Below are 15,486 nucleotides of genomic sequence, written 5' to 3' on the forward strand. Positions count from 1 at the left end.
GGTCACTAGCGAAGTACATTCCGGTCGCGGACCGGATTGCACGGGGGCTGTCGTTATTTGGTGGTCTTGACGGCGACAGGCGTGGCGAGTTTTTCGGCATCCAAAATCTCACGGTACAAGCCCGCGGTTTGATCAATCATCTTTTCAATGCTGAATTCGGCAAGCACACGCGCCCGCGCGGCTTCGCCAATCGCGCGAGCGCGATCGGGATGATTCAACAGATCCAGGATTTTTTCGGCCAACGCCTGACTGTTCGACGGCGGAACCATCAAGCCGGTCCGACCATCCTCGACCACACTATAGACTCCCCCCACGCCGGTCGCAATCACCGGCTTGGCCATCGCCATCGGCTCAAGCATGATCGTGCCCAATCCTTGTTGCAGCGAAGGCAGGCAAAATATATCCATGGCGGACAACGACTCATTGAGTTCTGAAAAGTTGGGAACGAAGGTCACTTTTTGGGTGATGCCCAATTCGCGCGTCAATCGCCGCAGGTTGGCCTCTTCCGGACCGGCACCCGCAATCAGAAATTCCACATCGCGTCCGCTCGCCAGAACTTGCTGCGCGGCGCTCAGGAAAAATGGAAAGCCTTTAACTGCTTCCAAGGGACCCGCCGTGCCAACGACCGGAACGTGCCCCGGTTGCAGCGGCGGACGCGTCAGACTAACGTCCGGCATGCCGACACCTGTATGGATGACGGCAATTTGGTTCTCGGCAAAGGAGGTGCGTTCCAACAGATTGGCTTTGACCGATTCACTGACGGCAATAATCTTACGGCACCACTTGAAATCGACACCGAACGTTTCTTTGTCATACAAGTGGTCGTGCACCGTGACGACGTATGGACGTTGCAACCGCCGCGCCAGCCAGCGGCCATCCTGCCACATCTGCCGCGATTGGATATGCAACAAGTCGGGCGGCTTCGACTCGACATCCTTATACATCATATGCCGCACCGCGCGTCCCCAAATTGGAGTCGTCAGACGACGATATTCCCGCAGGCGGACATCGCCCGGCATCTGGCGGCGAATCAGGTCGGCGTCGGTGCAATTCACCGAGACTGTAAAGCCGTTTTTAGGCAGATGCTCAATCAGCCGCATCGTATACGAACAGGTTCCCCGCAATTGGAACGGTCCAGCAAAGAGCATGATGTGCGGTGGAGATGGTGGCATCGGCAATCGACGTTTCAACACGGGCTGCGCGAACCGCGTGGGCGGCAAAACATGACGCCGGAAGAAAAATCGTCTTTAATAAGGAAAAACGGCAGTGCTCCGCAGCATCAGGATCGCTTAGATCGCGGCGGCGAGAGAATTTCGTTGAGGAGAATCGCTTGTGCGGCGGATTCAGGATTGGACAGCATCCGTTGCACTTGAGTGATAATCGTCGGCCCCTGTGGAACAACTTTATCAGACGACTTCGCAGATGTAGAGACTCCGAGATGGGCCGCTACGCTGGCGTCCACATCGTGCCCCAACCGTTTTTCGGTTGCGTCACGCACCGAATGCGACTTCATCCGCTCTTCAATATGCCGCGTCAGATTTCCTCCGAGGTCGCGGTTGCCCGGCCCGATTCGCGTGGAGATCTCGTCGCCCGGGCGTACATGTTTTTCAGGTTTGGGCGGCTCAACTGGTGCAGGTTGAGTCTGACGTGAGCGACGTTCACGAGGTGGGGGTGTCGCCGGGCGCTGCGTGGCTGGGCGCTGCGTGGCTGGGCGCTGCGTGGTTGTGGTGCGGCGTGCCTGTTGCGGCTTTCTTTGCGGTTGATCGCCCCGCTGGTCGGTCACTTCTTGAATGAAGATGTCGATCTCGCTTTGCAGCGAGTCGTCCCGTTTTTTTTGCGGTGGCCGCACGGGACGCGCTGCACGTTCGTTGACCTGTGACTTTTCTTTTAGCGCATTGATGATCCACGACACAATCCCGATCAGTACAAAGATCACCGGGAGTATATCTTCGACGCCCAACGCAAAAACGGCATGTGGCATGATATCACTCATTCCCAAGCCTTATCTCCGATTCTTATGACAATCCGTTTCATGCCGGGTTGCTGCCGACACGACCGTCGCTTCCGCTCCCGGCAATCGCCATACGCATTTTGGTATCGGCTTGCACGTTATGCAGATCATAATAGTCCATCAAGGCCAATTGCCCCGACTGGAACGCGTCGGCGATGGCTTTGGGGACTTCGGCTTCGGCCAAAACGACTTCGGCACGGTTTTGTTGGACTTTGGCAACCATTTCCTGTTCGCGGGCAGCGAATTCCGCCCGCTTCTGTTCCGCCTTGGCTTGGGCAACCCGTGTATCGGCCTCCGCCTGATCGGCCTGCAACCGCGCGCCGACATTTTCGGAAACGTCGATGTCGGCGATATCGATCGAGACGATTGCAAACGCCGTTTGCGCTTCCAATCCCATATCCAACACCTTGCGGGAAATCATGTCCGGATTTTCCAGCACGACCTTATAACTATTCGTCGAACCAATGGCCGAAACAATCCCCTGCCCGACGCGAGCAATGATGGTTTCTTCGGTGGCTCCCCCGATCAGTTGTTTTAAGTTGGTACGCACTGTCACGCGGGCGCGTGCTCGCAATTGAATTCCGTCACCGGCGACTGCGTCCAAGGTTGATTGCCCCTTTTTCACATCGGGACAGTCGATGACTTTGGGATACACGCTGGTCTGCACCGCTTCCAATACATTCCGGCCCGCTAAGTCGATTGCTTGAGCGGTCTCCCAGTCGAGTTCGATGTTCGCACGATGGGCTGCAATCAATGCTTGAATCACACGAGGCACGTTGCCGCGTGCCAAGTAATGCGCCTCGAGTGCCCGCGAACTGATCACGTAGGGCAGCTGTGCTTGGACCGCCATGATCTTACTGCGGACGATCACCGTGGGGTTGATCTTTTGCAGACTCATCTTCACTAGGCTAAACAGGCCGATCCCGGCCCGCGTCATTTTGCACTGGATCCACAAACTGGCGTAGCGTGCAAACACGGCCATCAGCAAAATGGCGCCGAAGAAAACCGCCAAGCCGATGATAATGGTCCATTGAGATGATAATTCGGCGAACAGTTCCATGTCGGTCATTCTCTCGGCGAAAACGGTCGAATTGTCCAAAACGCAGTAACCTTGTCTCTCTGCTGTTTACCCCTCTGACACATTAAAGTCAAGCGGCTCATCACTCTCTGCATCCTCAAGCCCCGTCTCAAGATCAGCATCGCGAATCTCGTTGGGATCGATCACACGGACGATTAACCGATTCGATCGGACGCCTACAACGCGGATTGGCTCGTCACGCTCAACAATCATGCCTTCACTAGAAGCATGAATGCGCTCGCCGTCAACCACCACAATTCCAGCCGGCATCAGCGGAGAAACCGTGCGGCCCTGTTTTCCGATGAGCAGCTTCAATTCTCCAGCGGGTGACGTCTTAGTCAATTGTCGTTCCGCATCATCGGCGCGAAATAAGATGCGTTCCCACAACTTCAACATCCAATACCCCGCCATGGGGAGGGTGATCGCCAGTCCGGCGACGAACCCCCAAAAATAACCGGGGTTGGTTTCCCACCACGCCTGCCAGGCGCAAAACACTGAAGCGGCTAAACAGGCGATGGCGGTCACAAAGATCGCCCCGGCTGATGGAATCAAGACTTCACCGAACAACAGCAGCATTCCGATGATCGCGAGCAAGAACGCCCAATGTTGCGGTCCCCAAGCCGACATGTCTTCGAGCCCCCTCATTATTCTCTATGACCACGGACGCACTGACTGCTTTTCGAGCAGGCGTCCACATACCTCAGTTTATCCGTTCCCGTCAGACTGGCAAGGGGCAGCCGAGCGATGAATCGCCGAAGAGACGTCTCTCCCCGGCTCCGAAACCGACGCGGCGGCTATGCGAATTCGGCGACAATTGTAAAGTCAGAACCACTTTCGTCGCCTGAACCACTTGCTCGATGAGGCTGGTCGTTTCTGGCTGAGACGCGGGTGTTCCCCCCACAAATCGTGTCGAAATGCACGCAACCCTATTGTTGGTTTTGACTTCCTGGCTCTCAAAATTGCCTTCAGCCGCAACAGGCAGTCTGTTTTGAGTTAGGGCGAGCCATGAACCTACCCAAATCTGTCGAAATAATCGGAAAAATTTGTCCAATCGAACCGAGACAGCCGATCTATACAGTGAGTCCCGAACCAGCCTTGCGCCGGTTCTTGATCAGTGGCTTGAGACGTAGACGATGCCAACGACCCTCCGGCAATGACCGGTGGACGTGGAAACAACCACGACAGCACTGTCATTCGAACCAAGTCCTGGACATGACGAACTCGAAAGGAATGGCGTTCAACAGACGGCACGGGACTGCCGCGACCGAAACGCCGAAGCTGACTTTGCGATGATTACCGTCGCGTTTTTGAAGAGACACGAACGTGTCACCAGAGAAAAAGTAGACGAGGCGGCAGAGCATCACAAGGATTTCGCCGACGAGTCGTGTTCAACTGAACTGGCTGGCCCCAATGCCAAGCTGAACGTAAAGAAACTATCAAGGAGAGCATTTCATGCGACGTTACCACTTTTGGTTGCTGGCGCTGGGACTCATGGCGATGACTCCCGCGGTCACGGAAGCCGGTTGGTTCAGCAAAAAGTCTGACAAACCGACAGCCGACAGCAAAGCAGTCAAATCGAATCAACAAGTTGCCGAGCAAATCGGCAAGGCTTTGCGGACTCAGGACTTGAAAGGGCATGACATCTCCGTCGAGTATAAGGGCGGTGTGGCACGTTTGACCGGACATGCCCCGAGCCTGCGTCACAAAGCGGCCATCACCAAGGTGGTCAACGGCGTCTCGGACGTCAAACGGGTTGATAACCAACTGCGGATTTCAGCACCGCGACCGGCCGCAACGGCCCGCACGGCTGCACAACGCCCGACGGCACCGCGTCGTGCGGCTCGGCCTGCAAATCCGTCTGGTATCCAACTCGCCTCAGCTGAGGAAATGCCGCATCACGGCCGCGTAACCCGCGTCCCGACTTCGGTTCCTCGCGAAGCTGTCCAACAGGTCCAACACGTTCAGGGAATGCAACCGCCGGCCGGTGCACCGATCCCGTCGTATGGTGCCATGGCTACCCCCGCCTCACACGCGGTGCAAGACATGCCCAACCTGCCGACGCACGCTTGGCCTGCCTATGCCTCCCACCCTAACTACTCCCAAGTTACGTATCCCAAAGAGTACAGTGCCGCAGCATGGCCGTACATTGGGCCGTTCTACCCCTATCCCCAGGTACCGTTGGGATGGCGGAAAGCACAACTGGAATGGGATGACGGTTACTGGAAGCTGAACTTCAGCCCCCGGACCGAAAAATGGTGGTGGTTCTTGGCTCCCAAGAACTGGTAACCCCCGAAGGGTTAACAGCCATGTAGCAACGATTCAATTGGTGATCTTCAAGATCTCCGGGAGCACCTCTCCCGGAGATCTTTTTATTACCACAACTTGGAAACATCACACGCCGGCATCCTAAAACTTGACCGCGCCTCCAACGAGATGATTGTGTTGCAAGATGGACGAGACCTCGAGAACCGACAAAATCGGCAAAATCGGAAGATTTTCACAAGTTGTGGACTGTCGATTCACGATAACAGTAGCAGGGAAATTAAGTATCACCCAACCAACCGGATCGCCTGATCGGAATCTTTCGGAGAACATTTCCATGAAGAGGCTCAATAAGCTGACGCAAAGGCTGACACTGCTGACCGCGGTGTGCCTCGTCACCTTCACGAGTAGCGGCTGTACATTGGCACGAGGATTCCTCTGGGACCACGCGCTTGTGGCTTCCAAGTTCTGGAAGGCAACGCCGATCATCCCGGTTAGTCCTTACTTCAGCCAATTGATTGAAGATTCATACTGGGAAGAAGAACGGTACAATCGCGTGCCGATTCTGGATCCAGTCGAAGGAGAGAATGCTCCTTTGTTCTGTCAAGATCCACCGTCTGAGGACGAAGTCATGCGGGCTCTGCCGGATGACGTGGGCGGAGGCCTGCCCTTCGTTGCCGAGACGGTTCGCAACAACGTCCGCATCGTCGTAGAGCCCTGTGTCGACCACGTCGGCGAATGTCGGTTCTATCCGATGGCCGGACCGGCAAAATTGCACAAGTGTCACTACAAGTGCACTGTCTACTATGACAAAGTCAAACGTTCGGATTGGCCGATTCCGTTCACGACCGAAGATGCAACCGTGCAAGTGGTCTACATCGACCATGACCACCTGATTCGCTGTGCCGGCGGACCTTCGGACATCTGCGGCGAAGGTTGCGTAGAGTAAGTTCACTAGTAGTTTCGTTTACCTTAAAAGTAGGGAATGGCAATCACGATGAAACACTTTCGCGATCGAGCCTTCAACCAAACTTTCGGGGCGATTGGATAACGACGGACGACACGACTATTGACTCAAAAGCCGCGTCGGCGACATTGCCGACGCGGCTTTTTGTCTTGAGTTCGACAACGACGTCTCGGCCAACGAATACAGACCTATCGTCTTGAAACCGTGATTGCACATATAGCCGTTCAGGGAATGACGTGGCTGTATTATGTTGCCTAGGGATCTAATTTGTGGATTGCTAAGACCAGACCGTTCTCACCAACCACCACCCTTCAAACACGATCCCGCTTGCCGAGTCAGCCTGAATACAGGTAACATAACCAGCTCCGAAGCGGTATTTCTTGCAGTAATTCGACATCACCGCGGACGGGGACGATCGTCGCCCGACTCCGGCACGAAGCAGATCTAGACTTCGCGACGAAAACGTTTTCACGTTTTAAACGGTCAGAGACAGTTAAGGTGAAGGGAATGGCACAAGTCGCATCGAAACGATTCCACACCCTGTTCAACAAGTCGATTTTAGTGCTCGCCTGCGCGACCACTGCTTGCTTGGCATTGGCTGATACTGCATCCGCCGCAGGTCTAGAAAGCTACCGGCTCGCGACGGGATATTATCAACGCGGCAAATGGGCGCTTTCGGTTGATGAATTCCGTACCTTCCTCAAAGATATGCCGGACCACCCCAAGGCGGAAAAGGCCGAGGTTTTTCTGGGGATGGCGTTGGTCAATCTCAAGGAATTCAAACAGGCCCGTGAAGTCTTTCGGTCCTTCATTGCCAAGCACCAAGACAGCCGTTACCTCAGCCACGCCATGTACCGTGTGGGCGAATGTAGTTTCTTGCTGGATGACTATCAGTCGGCTGATGGCGAACTCAATCAGTTTCTGCAAAAGTTCCCCAACGATCCCCTGGCCACCCGCGCGACCTACAATCGCGCCGAAGCGCAATTGGCACTCGCCAAACCGGCAGAAGCAATCGAACTCTACAATACGGTCGCCGCAAACAAAGTCGACCAAGCGTTGGCCAACCAAGCCAAATTCGGTTTGGCGAAGGCCTACGGCCAAATGCAAAAAATGGCTGAAGCCGAAGCAATCTACGCGGAATTGTCGCGGGAGCTAACCGGCGAAGCGGCTGCGGAAGCGCGCATGCTGTTGGCTGACCTCTATTTCGATCAAAACCATCACGACAAAGCAGCGACAGCCTATGCAGGCGTGGTCGAGGAATTTCCCGACAGCCCGTTGGTTGCCAATGCTCAATTAAAACTCGGCAAATCGCTTTTCGGAATTGGTGACTACCTGCGGGCCGCTGACGTTTTAAGCCGTTTGGCGGAAAACGAGCAGCTTTCCGGTGACGCAGGATTTTGGCAAGGCGCTAGTTTGAAATCGGCAGGCCAGTACGCCAAGGCGGCGGAAGTCCTGGCCGCGAATTACGCACAGCTCGGAGACGCCCCCGAAGCCGCCCGCACGTTGTATCACTGGGCCGACACCGAACAGCGACTCAACGAGACCGACAAGTCGGTGGCGCATTATTTAGAACTAATCCGGCGTTGGCCCGAGCATGCGTTGTCCGACGATGCCTTGCACGCTGCGGCGCTGGCGGCACTCAAAGGCAACAAGCATGCTCAAGCCGAAGAACTCATTGCTCGATTCTCGCAAGAATTTCCCACCAGTGGATTGAGATATCGCCAACGCCTGGTCCAAGGACGCATCAATCTGGCGCTGGCCAAGTCGGGGGATCCCAAGCAGACCGCTGAGCGATTCGCCGCCGCGGAACAAGAATTCCGCACTGTGATGCAAGAAAGCGAAATTGAGACGACGCAATTACGAGCGCGTTATTTTCTCGCGTATACGATGTATGAGTTGGGAAAATACCAGCAAGCTCTGGAAGTGATCGCCCCACTGATCGCACAGTTGGATAAAAACCCGACCGACACCGCATACGCTGATGCCTATGTATTGGACGCCCTGTGCCATCTGAAATTGAAGAAATACGGACCAGCCGGAACGTCGGTTTCCGCTTATCTGAAAATGCTGCCAGAGGGCGAATTCGTCTCACAAGCCTTAGGGATCCGCGCACGGGCCGCCGCTAACTTGGGGGATAAAGCCACCGCTGTCGCCGACCATACACAACTCAAATCACGCTGGCCAGACAGCGTAGATTTTGCACGGACGACCGAAGAATTGGCCAATATTGCTTACGACAACAGCGACTTCCCCTGGGCTGCCGAGTTGTATGGGCTTTTAGCCGGAATGGACAAGGATTCGAAATACCGGCCGGTCGGCCTTTCTGGCTTAGGATGGGCGCAATACCAACAAAAACAATACGAACTATCGGCCACCTCCTTCGCCACCTTTGTCACCGATTATCCCGATCACATCCTCGCTGCAGAGTCGGGGTTCAAACATGGTGCCAGCCTGCGCGAACTGGGCAAGACTAAAGAAGCTGCTCAAGTCTTCAAAGATATTTTTGAGACATACACTCCGTCCGCCAAGGCCTTCGTAGCTGGACTGGCAGCGGCGCGGCAGTTGCGAGCCTCGCAGCGCATCGACGATGCCGATGCCATGTACGCTGCTTTGATTGAAAAATATCCCCAGCAAGTCGACTTGGACAAACTGCTCAACGAATGGGCCGTCATGCAGCATGGGGCGGAAAACTACGAACGCAGCGACGCCGTTTGCCGCCGTATTGTGGCAGAATATCCTGACAGCCCGCTCGCCAACGATGCTCGATTGCAATTGGCCATCAGCGATCTGATCGCCGGAAAGTTGGCCGAGGCGCGGCCGGTATTTCAAAAACTCGAATCGAATCCAGACATCACCGATAAAATTCGCGAAGAGGCGCTCTTTCGTTTGATTGCTCTCAATGTCATTGAGGAACAATGGGAGGCGGCCCGTGCGTTGAGCGAACGGTCGCTGGCCGATTTCCCCCAAGGCAAACATCAATGGGACGCGCGGTTTCGAGCGGCCCAGGCCTACTATGAGTTGCGGCAATTCGACAAGGCCCGCCCTGCCCTGGAGGAATTACGAAAAGCCCGCACCAAACCGGCGGTGGCCGACGGCGAATCGACCGGCGGCGAAACCATTGAGACGCTGGATTGGTTCCCTTCGGTTTGGCTGCTCCTGGCTGAGATTCATCTTCAAGAAAAACGTTACGACGATGTCGAGGCCACGGTCGCCGAATTTCGCTCCGTCGCTCCCGACTCTCCCTATCTGTATCAGGCCGATGAAGTGCTCGGACGCAGCTTAAATAACCAAGCCAAATTTAACGAAGCCCGTGAAGCGTTTCGTCGGGTTACAGAAAGCGAATCGGGGCAAAAGACCGAAACAGCTGCCAAGAGTCAATTCATATTGGCGAATACCTATTTTCATCAAAAGGACTACGAGCAGGCAATTGCCGAGTTGTTGAAGGTGGACATCCTCTATGATTTTCCCGAATACCAATCCGCCTCGCTGCTGAGCGTCGGCATGTGCGAAGAAAAGCTCAATCGCTGGGACAAGGCCGCTGAAGCGTATGAGGAGTTGTTGAAACGATTTCCCAAGAGTAAACATGCCGAGAGTGCGAAAGCTCGACTCGCCGATGCCCGCTTGAAAGCATCCCGTTAAACCACCATTCATTCAAAAACCAGTCGCTCGAGACGGATCTCGCCGCTCGTGCCTTGAGATAAGACCTTTGAACGAAGCAATGCGCGCTTCAGCGAACATTGCCCGACTCCGTCACCGGTGCTGAACAACGCCGCGTGGCATTTCCGCGAGCTTCTCGCAAAACGTGATATCGATGGAATCGATCATGTCTTGGAAATACATTGCACCTCTTCGTCTGCCCAGAGGTCATTTCGTCGCCATCATCGTCGGTTGTTGGCTATTGGCGATCATTCCCGGGGTGACATTTGCTCAAGGGACGGGCGAACCTGCGACCGAAACGGAACCGGCGCCGGCGACCGCTCCAGCACAGGCACCCGGTGACGATGCTGCGAATGAGGCAAGTACGCCCGATGCGGCAGCACGCCCGGCGACGTTGTTTGAAAAACTAACCGCTGGCAACATGACTTGGTTCATGCTGCCGATTGTGATTGCCTCGATCATTGCGACCTGGTTTTCGATCGAACGCTTGATGGTACTGCGTCGTCGCACCGTGATCCCCTATGCCTTTGTGACGCGATTTTTAGAACACCTCGAACAAGATCGACTCGACCCGCAATTGGCGGTCAAGTTGTGCGAAGAAAACGGCAGCCCCATTGCACAGGTATTCGCCCACGGCGTCCGCAAATGGGGCAAACCGAGCGTCGAAATCGAACAGGCTATTATCGATGGCGGTGAGCGGCAGGTCTCGAATTTGCGACGGCATTTGCGGGTCCTCAACGGTGTCGCCACGGTGGCGCCTTTGCTCGGGCTATTGGGCACAGTCGTGGGCATGATCATGGCCTTTGATCAAATCGCCGGAGGAACGGCAATGGGCAAGGCCGAACAACTCGCCGGCGGTATTGGTGTGGCACTACTGACGACGGCTGGCGGATTGACCGTCGCGATTCCCTCGTTAATTCTCTACATGTACCTCTCCGGCCGCGTTGACATTCTTGTGATGGAAATGGATGCCCTTGCGCAAAAGGTGGTCGGATTGATCTCCGCGGAGTCGATTGCCGAACGCCGCGAAAATGATCGGCCCTCGCGTAAGAAAGCCAAAGACAAAGTCACGGCCGAATCCGCTTAAGCGTTCGTTAATGTCCATCTACCGCACTCGCCGGGCATTGACGCCGGGGGATGAGTTATGCCACTGAAAGTTCGAGAACACGAAGAACCGACGTTGAACCTGACGCCGATGATCGACGTCGTATTCCTGTTGATCATCTTCTTCATGGTGGGCGCCCGGTTTACGGAGTTGGAACGAGAATTCGACATCAACCTGCCCACCGTCAGCGAAGCGCGGCCGTTGACCAATCCGCCCGACCGTATCGAAGTCAATGTGTTTCGCAACGGCCGCATCAAAGTGGCTGGTCAGTTTCTAACCATCGATGAACTCAACGTACGGTTGCAACAAGCCCAACAACGTTACGCCGATCAGGCAGTGATGATTCGCGCAGATGGCAGCAACGCCTATCAACAGGTGATTGACGTTCTGAGTGTTTGTGAACAGGCCCAAATCAAACATTTCACATTGGCCGCACGCGTCGAAGGTGAGGAACCGCAATGAGTGCGACAATTTTCACCGAACTCGAGAACTGGTTGCCCTCGCTATCATCCAACAATTGGTTGTTGAACGGAGCCTGGGTGGCGCTGGGGTTGGCCACGGTGATTTTGGCATTTATGTTCATCACCGGCCATGGCAATGCGCGGCAAGTGCGGATCTCATTAATGATTTCGATCATTGCCCACTGCGCGCTGGCACTCGGTACGGACAAGATCCCCATTGCCGGCGCCGACATCCGTGTTAAACCCAAAGAGCCATCCTTTGAGATTGAGCAATTGGTGTTCACCGCAATCGACGACCAACAACAAGTCGCCGATCCCAATGCGCCAGCCTGGGATGCCCTAACCCCGACACCGCTGCCCGCCACGCAGCGTCAAAGTTACGAAGATGCGACCGAGGAACTCCCGGAGATTGCCCGTGAAGAGCAGTCGCTGCAAGACCCCGAAACAGTGGCGCTTGCTGATGTTCCCGACGAAATGCCAGAGGACCAACTAGAAATCCCACGCGCCGAAAGCAGTGTCCCGGCGACCGAACGGACAGCCGACGGAACCCAACTCGACAATTACGAAGAAACAGTCGAATCGCGTCCCGATTTGGACATCCCAACACCCCGCTCCGGAGAGCGGCGACCGGAGGACCAAGGGGTGGCGAAATCTGAAATCGAACGCGAAAGTCGACGCGGCCGCACAGAAGACCCCACCGCCAACTTGCGGGAAAGTCAGCGAATGGAAGTGGCCGACGCCACGACAGACCCGACATCACAATTGCAACGCGGTCCGAATTCCGAGGCGGCCAATCGTCGCAATGCGGATGCCGCCGAGACTTTATCAGCAGATGACCCCGGTGCACAGACCGCCCAACGCCGCGAAGAGGTCGGCAAAGGGCGTCCCAAATCTAAGGCCTTTACTCGTCGTGACAATCCCGGAACACCCCCCAGCACGCCTGGATTGGACGACGACGTCGAACGGAATCCTCGACCAGAAAGCGACGATGAACCCGACACGCGATTAGCGACGCGCGAGGGTGGACCACAACCGATTTCCGAAGACGCAAAATTGCGTCTCACTCGCACTGAAACAACGCGATCCGGCGATCAGCGACGTGTGGCCCGCCTGCCCGCCACGTATCAACTTCGCAATGTCGACAACCGTGAGCGAGTCGCCATCCGCCACGGAGCGACCACCGCTTCTGAAGAGGCGGTGGAAGACAGCCTGCAATGGTTGGCCGCGCATCAAAGCGCCGCCGGATTTTGGGATGCCAATGGCTTCACGGAAAATTGCCCCACAGGCGGCGACGTCTGTTGGGGACTGGCCGGACTCAAAGGACACCAGGGTTCCGAAAAAGACAACGTCCCCAAGTCGGGCGTCCAGGCGGACTCGGGGCTGACCGGGTTGGCTGTGTTAGCATTTCTCGGCGCGGGCTATACTCACGAAGAAGGCATCTACGCCGACCAGGTCGACCATGCCTTGCGTTGGTTGATTCGCCAACAAGACGGGGACGGATTTCTCGGCGGCAACGCCACGCATTATGCCAAGATGTATTGCCATGGGATGGCGACGATCGCCCTGGGTGAGGCCTATGGCATGACACAGGATCCCACGCTCCGCGAACCATTGGAAAAGGCGATTGCTTTCATCGTGGGACGGCAGAATCCCAAGGATGGCGGTTGGCGATATACGCCCGGCAAACTGGGCGACGTCAGCATGTTCGGCTGGCAATTGATGGCGCTCAAAAGCGCCGAAACGGCGGGACTCACCTTTCCCGCTGAAACACGTAGCCTGACGATCAATTTTCTCGTCAGGCATTCCCGCGGAAAAAAAAGAGGGCTATCCGCATATCGTCTTGACGACAAAGTCACCCCCGCCATGACCGCCGAAGCACTGTTTTGCAAACAGGTATTGGGCATCAAACGCGAAAACTCGCAAAGCGCCGCCGCCGTCGAATACCTGATGCAGCATTTGCCGAAACAGTCGGAACAAAATTTGTATTACTGGTATTACGGCACGTTGGCCATGTTTCAATACGGCGGGGAGCCGTGGGAACAATGGAACGAACGCGTCCGCGAAACGTTGGTGGAAACACAACGCAAAGACGGACACGCAACCGGCAGTTGGGACCCGCGACCGCCTTGGGGCGACTATGGAGGACGCATCTATTCCACCGTGCTCAGCACGCTCTGCTTGGAAGTCTATTACCGCTTCCTCCCCATGTACCGCGCCGGCGACACCGAGTAATGCACACACTTTAGTACGACAACGCTACTTAAAATATCAGGTCATCCCGTTCAGGGGTGCCGTAACTTGATAAGCGATAGACGATACCGGCATTTCGATAATTTAACTTTGCACTTTCGGATTCACTTACTAACTGTTGATTTCCCGCCCTTCCCTTTTGATACGCGTGCCCATGACCTCCTACGATTCACTGCTCACAGAACTCCGCTCAATCGCCTTATTAGAATCTTGTGGCCACGTCCTCGGTTGGGACGAACAGACCTATATGCCACCCGGTGGTGCGGAACATCGTGCGAATCAACTCTCGCTGCTCGCTGGAATGGTGCACGAACGGGCAACGTCTCCACAATTGGGCGACCTGCTCGCCTCAGCCGAACAAAATGAGAAGTCGGACGACCCTGATTCTCCTACGGCAGCCAATCTTCGCGAAGCTCGGCGGAAGTACGATCGTTCGACGAAACTCCCTCGCAGATTGGTCGAAGAACTCTCACGCGTCTGCACCTTGTCACAACAAGCCTGGGTGCAAGCTCGCAAGGATTCCAAATTTGCCGACTTCCTTCCTTGGTTGGAACAGGTCGTTGCACTTCGCCGCGAGGAAGCCGACGTAGTGGGCTACGGCGATGGTGTGCCCTACGACGCATTGTTGGATGAATACGAACCGGGGATGACCGCCGCTGAGGTGACCACGCTGTTCGCCGGGCTGCGCGACGAATTGGTGCCGTTGATCGCTGAAATCGTCGACTGCGGCCGACAACCGGACATTTCTATTTTGCAACGCAGTTATCCGGTCGATAAACAACGCGACTTCGGCACAGCCGCCGCGACCGCAATTGGTTTTGACTTTCACAAAGGCCGATTGGACGAAGCGGCACACCCCTTTTGCAGCGGCTTCGGCCCGGGCGATACGCGGTTAACCACGCGGTATGATGAACATCATTTCCCCGGCGCATTTTTCGGCACATTGCACGAAGCGGGGCACGGGATCTATGAGCAGGGACTCAATCCCGCCGAATTCGGCACGCCGATGGGGACCTACACTTCGCTCGGCATCCATGAATCGCAATCGCGGTTGTGGGAAAACTTCGTCGGCCGTAGTCGCGCGTTCTGGAATCACTACTACTCCGCCGCACAGCAAACCTTTTCCACCGCCCTGACCGATGTCTCTGAAGAGACGTTTCTGTGGTGCGTAAACGATGTGCGGCCGACATTCATTCGTGTCGAAGCCGACGAAGCGACCTATAACCTGCACATCTTGTTGCGGTTTGAGCTGGAACAACCACTCGTCTCGGGCGATCTCAAACCGGCCGACGTTCCGGCCGCTTGGAACGAAAAGTTCACGCAATATTTCGGCATTACGCCCCCCACCGATGCCATGGGCTGCCTGCAAGACATTCACTGGAGCGGCGGCGGAATTGGATATTTCCCCACGTATTCATTGGGGAACATGTACGCCGCCCAATTCTTCGAAGCGGCCCGCCGCGATCTCGGCGACCTGGACGAACAATTCGCCGCCGGAGATTTCGCGCCGTTAAAAACGTGGCTGAACCAAAACATCCACCAACGCGGCCAACAGTACCGGGCCAACCGACTGGTTGAGGTGGTCACGGGGGAACAATTGGACTATCGACCGCTGGTGCAACATCTTCGCGCGAAGTTTTCTGAGTTGTACGGCCTTTAGTATCGACCTGTGGCTGGAGACGGAGCGACACCCAT

Annotated in this window: 11 protein-coding genes; 7 read left to right on the top strand and 4 right to left on the bottom strand. The window is 55.7% G+C overall.

What is annotated here, in order from left to right:
• Positions 1–53 precede the first annotated feature (53 nt).
• The 4 genes from Mal52_RS16965 to Mal52_RS16980 all read right to left on the bottom strand — a co-directional run bounded on the left by Mal52_RS16965 (position 54) and on the right by Mal52_RS16980 (position 3,716).
• Positions 54–1,172 carry a glycosyltransferase family 4 protein gene (locus Mal52_RS16965; protein WP_145377466.1) on the bottom strand — a complete coding sequence of 373 codons (1,119 nt, stop codon included), beginning with the start codon at positions 1,170–1,172 and terminating at the stop codon, positions 54–56.
• A gap of 107 nt (positions 1,173–1,279) precedes the next feature.
• On the bottom strand, positions 1,280–1,981 hold the full coding sequence (locus Mal52_RS16970) for a hypothetical protein (protein WP_145377468.1): 702 nt from the start codon (positions 1,979–1,981) through the stop codon (positions 1,280–1,282).
• 49 nt (positions 1,982–2,030) lie between these two features.
• Positions 2,031–3,071, bottom strand: coding sequence for a flotillin-like protein FloA (gene floA, locus Mal52_RS16975; protein WP_145377470.1), 1,041 nt, complete (start codon positions 3,069–3,071; stop codon positions 2,031–2,033).
• A 66-nt stretch (positions 3,072–3,137) separates the two neighbouring features.
• Positions 3,138–3,716 carry an NfeD family protein gene (locus Mal52_RS16980; protein ID WP_197533251.1) on the bottom strand — a complete coding sequence of 193 codons (579 nt, stop codon included), beginning with the start codon at positions 3,714–3,716 and terminating at the stop codon, positions 3,138–3,140.
• Between the two features lie 825 nt (positions 3,717–4,541).
• Here Mal52_RS16980 and Mal52_RS16985 point away from each other — a divergent pair.
• The 7 genes from Mal52_RS16985 to Mal52_RS17015 all read left to right on the top strand — a co-directional run bounded on the left by Mal52_RS16985 (position 4,542) and on the right by Mal52_RS17015 (position 15,451).
• Complete coding sequence (locus Mal52_RS16985) at positions 4,542–5,375, top strand: BON domain-containing protein (RefSeq protein ID WP_145377474.1); 834 nt, start codon at positions 4,542–4,544, stop codon at positions 5,373–5,375.
• Between the two features lie 313 nt (positions 5,376–5,688).
• Positions 5,689–6,300 carry a hypothetical protein gene (locus Mal52_RS16990; RefSeq protein ID WP_145377476.1) on the top strand — a complete coding sequence of 204 codons (612 nt, stop codon included), beginning with the start codon at positions 5,689–5,691 and terminating at the stop codon, positions 6,298–6,300.
• 525 nt (positions 6,301–6,825) lie between these two features.
• On the top strand, positions 6,826–9,957 hold the full coding sequence (locus Mal52_RS16995; RefSeq protein WP_145377478.1) for a tetratricopeptide repeat protein: 3,132 nt from the start codon (positions 6,826–6,828) through the stop codon (positions 9,955–9,957).
• Positions 9,958–10,141: 184 nt separating this feature from the next.
• Positions 10,142–11,062: a MotA/TolQ/ExbB proton channel family protein gene (locus tag Mal52_RS17000; protein WP_145377480.1), complete on the top strand. Its 921-nt coding sequence runs from the start codon at positions 10,142–10,144 to the stop codon at positions 11,060–11,062.
• Between the two features lie 57 nt (positions 11,063–11,119).
• Positions 11,120–11,542, top strand: a complete 423-nt coding sequence (locus Mal52_RS17005) for an ExbD/TolR family protein (RefSeq protein WP_145377482.1) — start codon at positions 11,120–11,122, stop codon at positions 11,540–11,542.
• Positions 11,539–13,773, top strand: coding sequence for a prenyltransferase/squalene oxidase repeat-containing protein (locus Mal52_RS17010; RefSeq protein ID WP_145377484.1), 2,235 nt, complete (start codon positions 11,539–11,541; stop codon positions 13,771–13,773). Before Mal52_RS17005 ends, Mal52_RS17010 begins: the two co-directional genes overlap by 4 nt.
• Before the next feature lie 172 nt (positions 13,774–13,945).
• Positions 13,946–15,451 carry a carboxypeptidase M32 gene (locus Mal52_RS17015; protein ID WP_145377486.1) on the top strand — a complete coding sequence of 502 codons (1,506 nt, stop codon included), beginning with the start codon at positions 13,946–13,948 and terminating at the stop codon, positions 15,449–15,451.
• Positions 15,452–15,486: the final 35 nt, after the last annotated feature.

The organism is Symmachiella dynata, assembly GCF_007747995.1.
Classification (GTDB): domain Bacteria; phylum Planctomycetota; class Planctomycetia; order Planctomycetales; family Planctomycetaceae; genus Symmachiella; species Symmachiella dynata.

What these genes read in the sequence shown, in the direction of transcription:
- Mal52_RS17015 (WP_145377486.1), top strand. Translation starts at nt 13,946, where the DNA reads ATGACCTCCTACGATTCACTGCTCACAGAACTCCGCTCAATCGCCTTA.
- Mal52_RS17005 (WP_145377482.1), top strand. Translation starts at nt 11,120, where the DNA reads ATGCCACTGAAAGTTCGAGAACACGAAGAACCGACGTTGAACCTGACG.
- Mal52_RS16965 (WP_145377466.1), bottom strand. Translation starts at nt 1,172, where the DNA reads ATGCCACCATCTCCACCGCACATCATGCTCTTTGCTGGACCGTTCCAA.
- Mal52_RS16990 (WP_145377476.1), top strand. Translation starts at nt 5,689, where the DNA reads ATGAAGAGGCTCAATAAGCTGACGCAAAGGCTGACACTGCTGACCGCG.
- floA (WP_145377470.1), bottom strand. Translation starts at nt 3,071, where the DNA reads ATGGAACTGTTCGCCGAATTATCATCTCAATGGACCATTATCATCGGC.
- Mal52_RS17010 (WP_145377484.1), top strand. Translation starts at nt 11,539, where the DNA reads ATGAGTGCGACAATTTTCACCGAACTCGAGAACTGGTTGCCCTCGCTA.
- Mal52_RS16985 (WP_145377474.1), top strand. Translation starts at nt 4,542, where the DNA reads ATGCGACGTTACCACTTTTGGTTGCTGGCGCTGGGACTCATGGCGATG.
- Mal52_RS16995 (WP_145377478.1), top strand. Translation starts at nt 6,826, where the DNA reads ATGGCACAAGTCGCATCGAAACGATTCCACACCCTGTTCAACAAGTCG.
- Mal52_RS17000 (WP_145377480.1), top strand. Translation starts at nt 10,142, where the DNA reads ATGTCTTGGAAATACATTGCACCTCTTCGTCTGCCCAGAGGTCATTTC.
- Mal52_RS16970 (WP_145377468.1), bottom strand. Translation starts at nt 1,981, where the DNA reads ATGCCACATGCCGTTTTTGCGTTGGGCGTCGAAGATATACTCCCGGTG.
- Mal52_RS16980 (WP_197533251.1), bottom strand. Translation starts at nt 3,716, where the DNA reads ATGTCGGCTTGGGGACCGCAACATTGGGCGTTCTTGCTCGCGATCATC.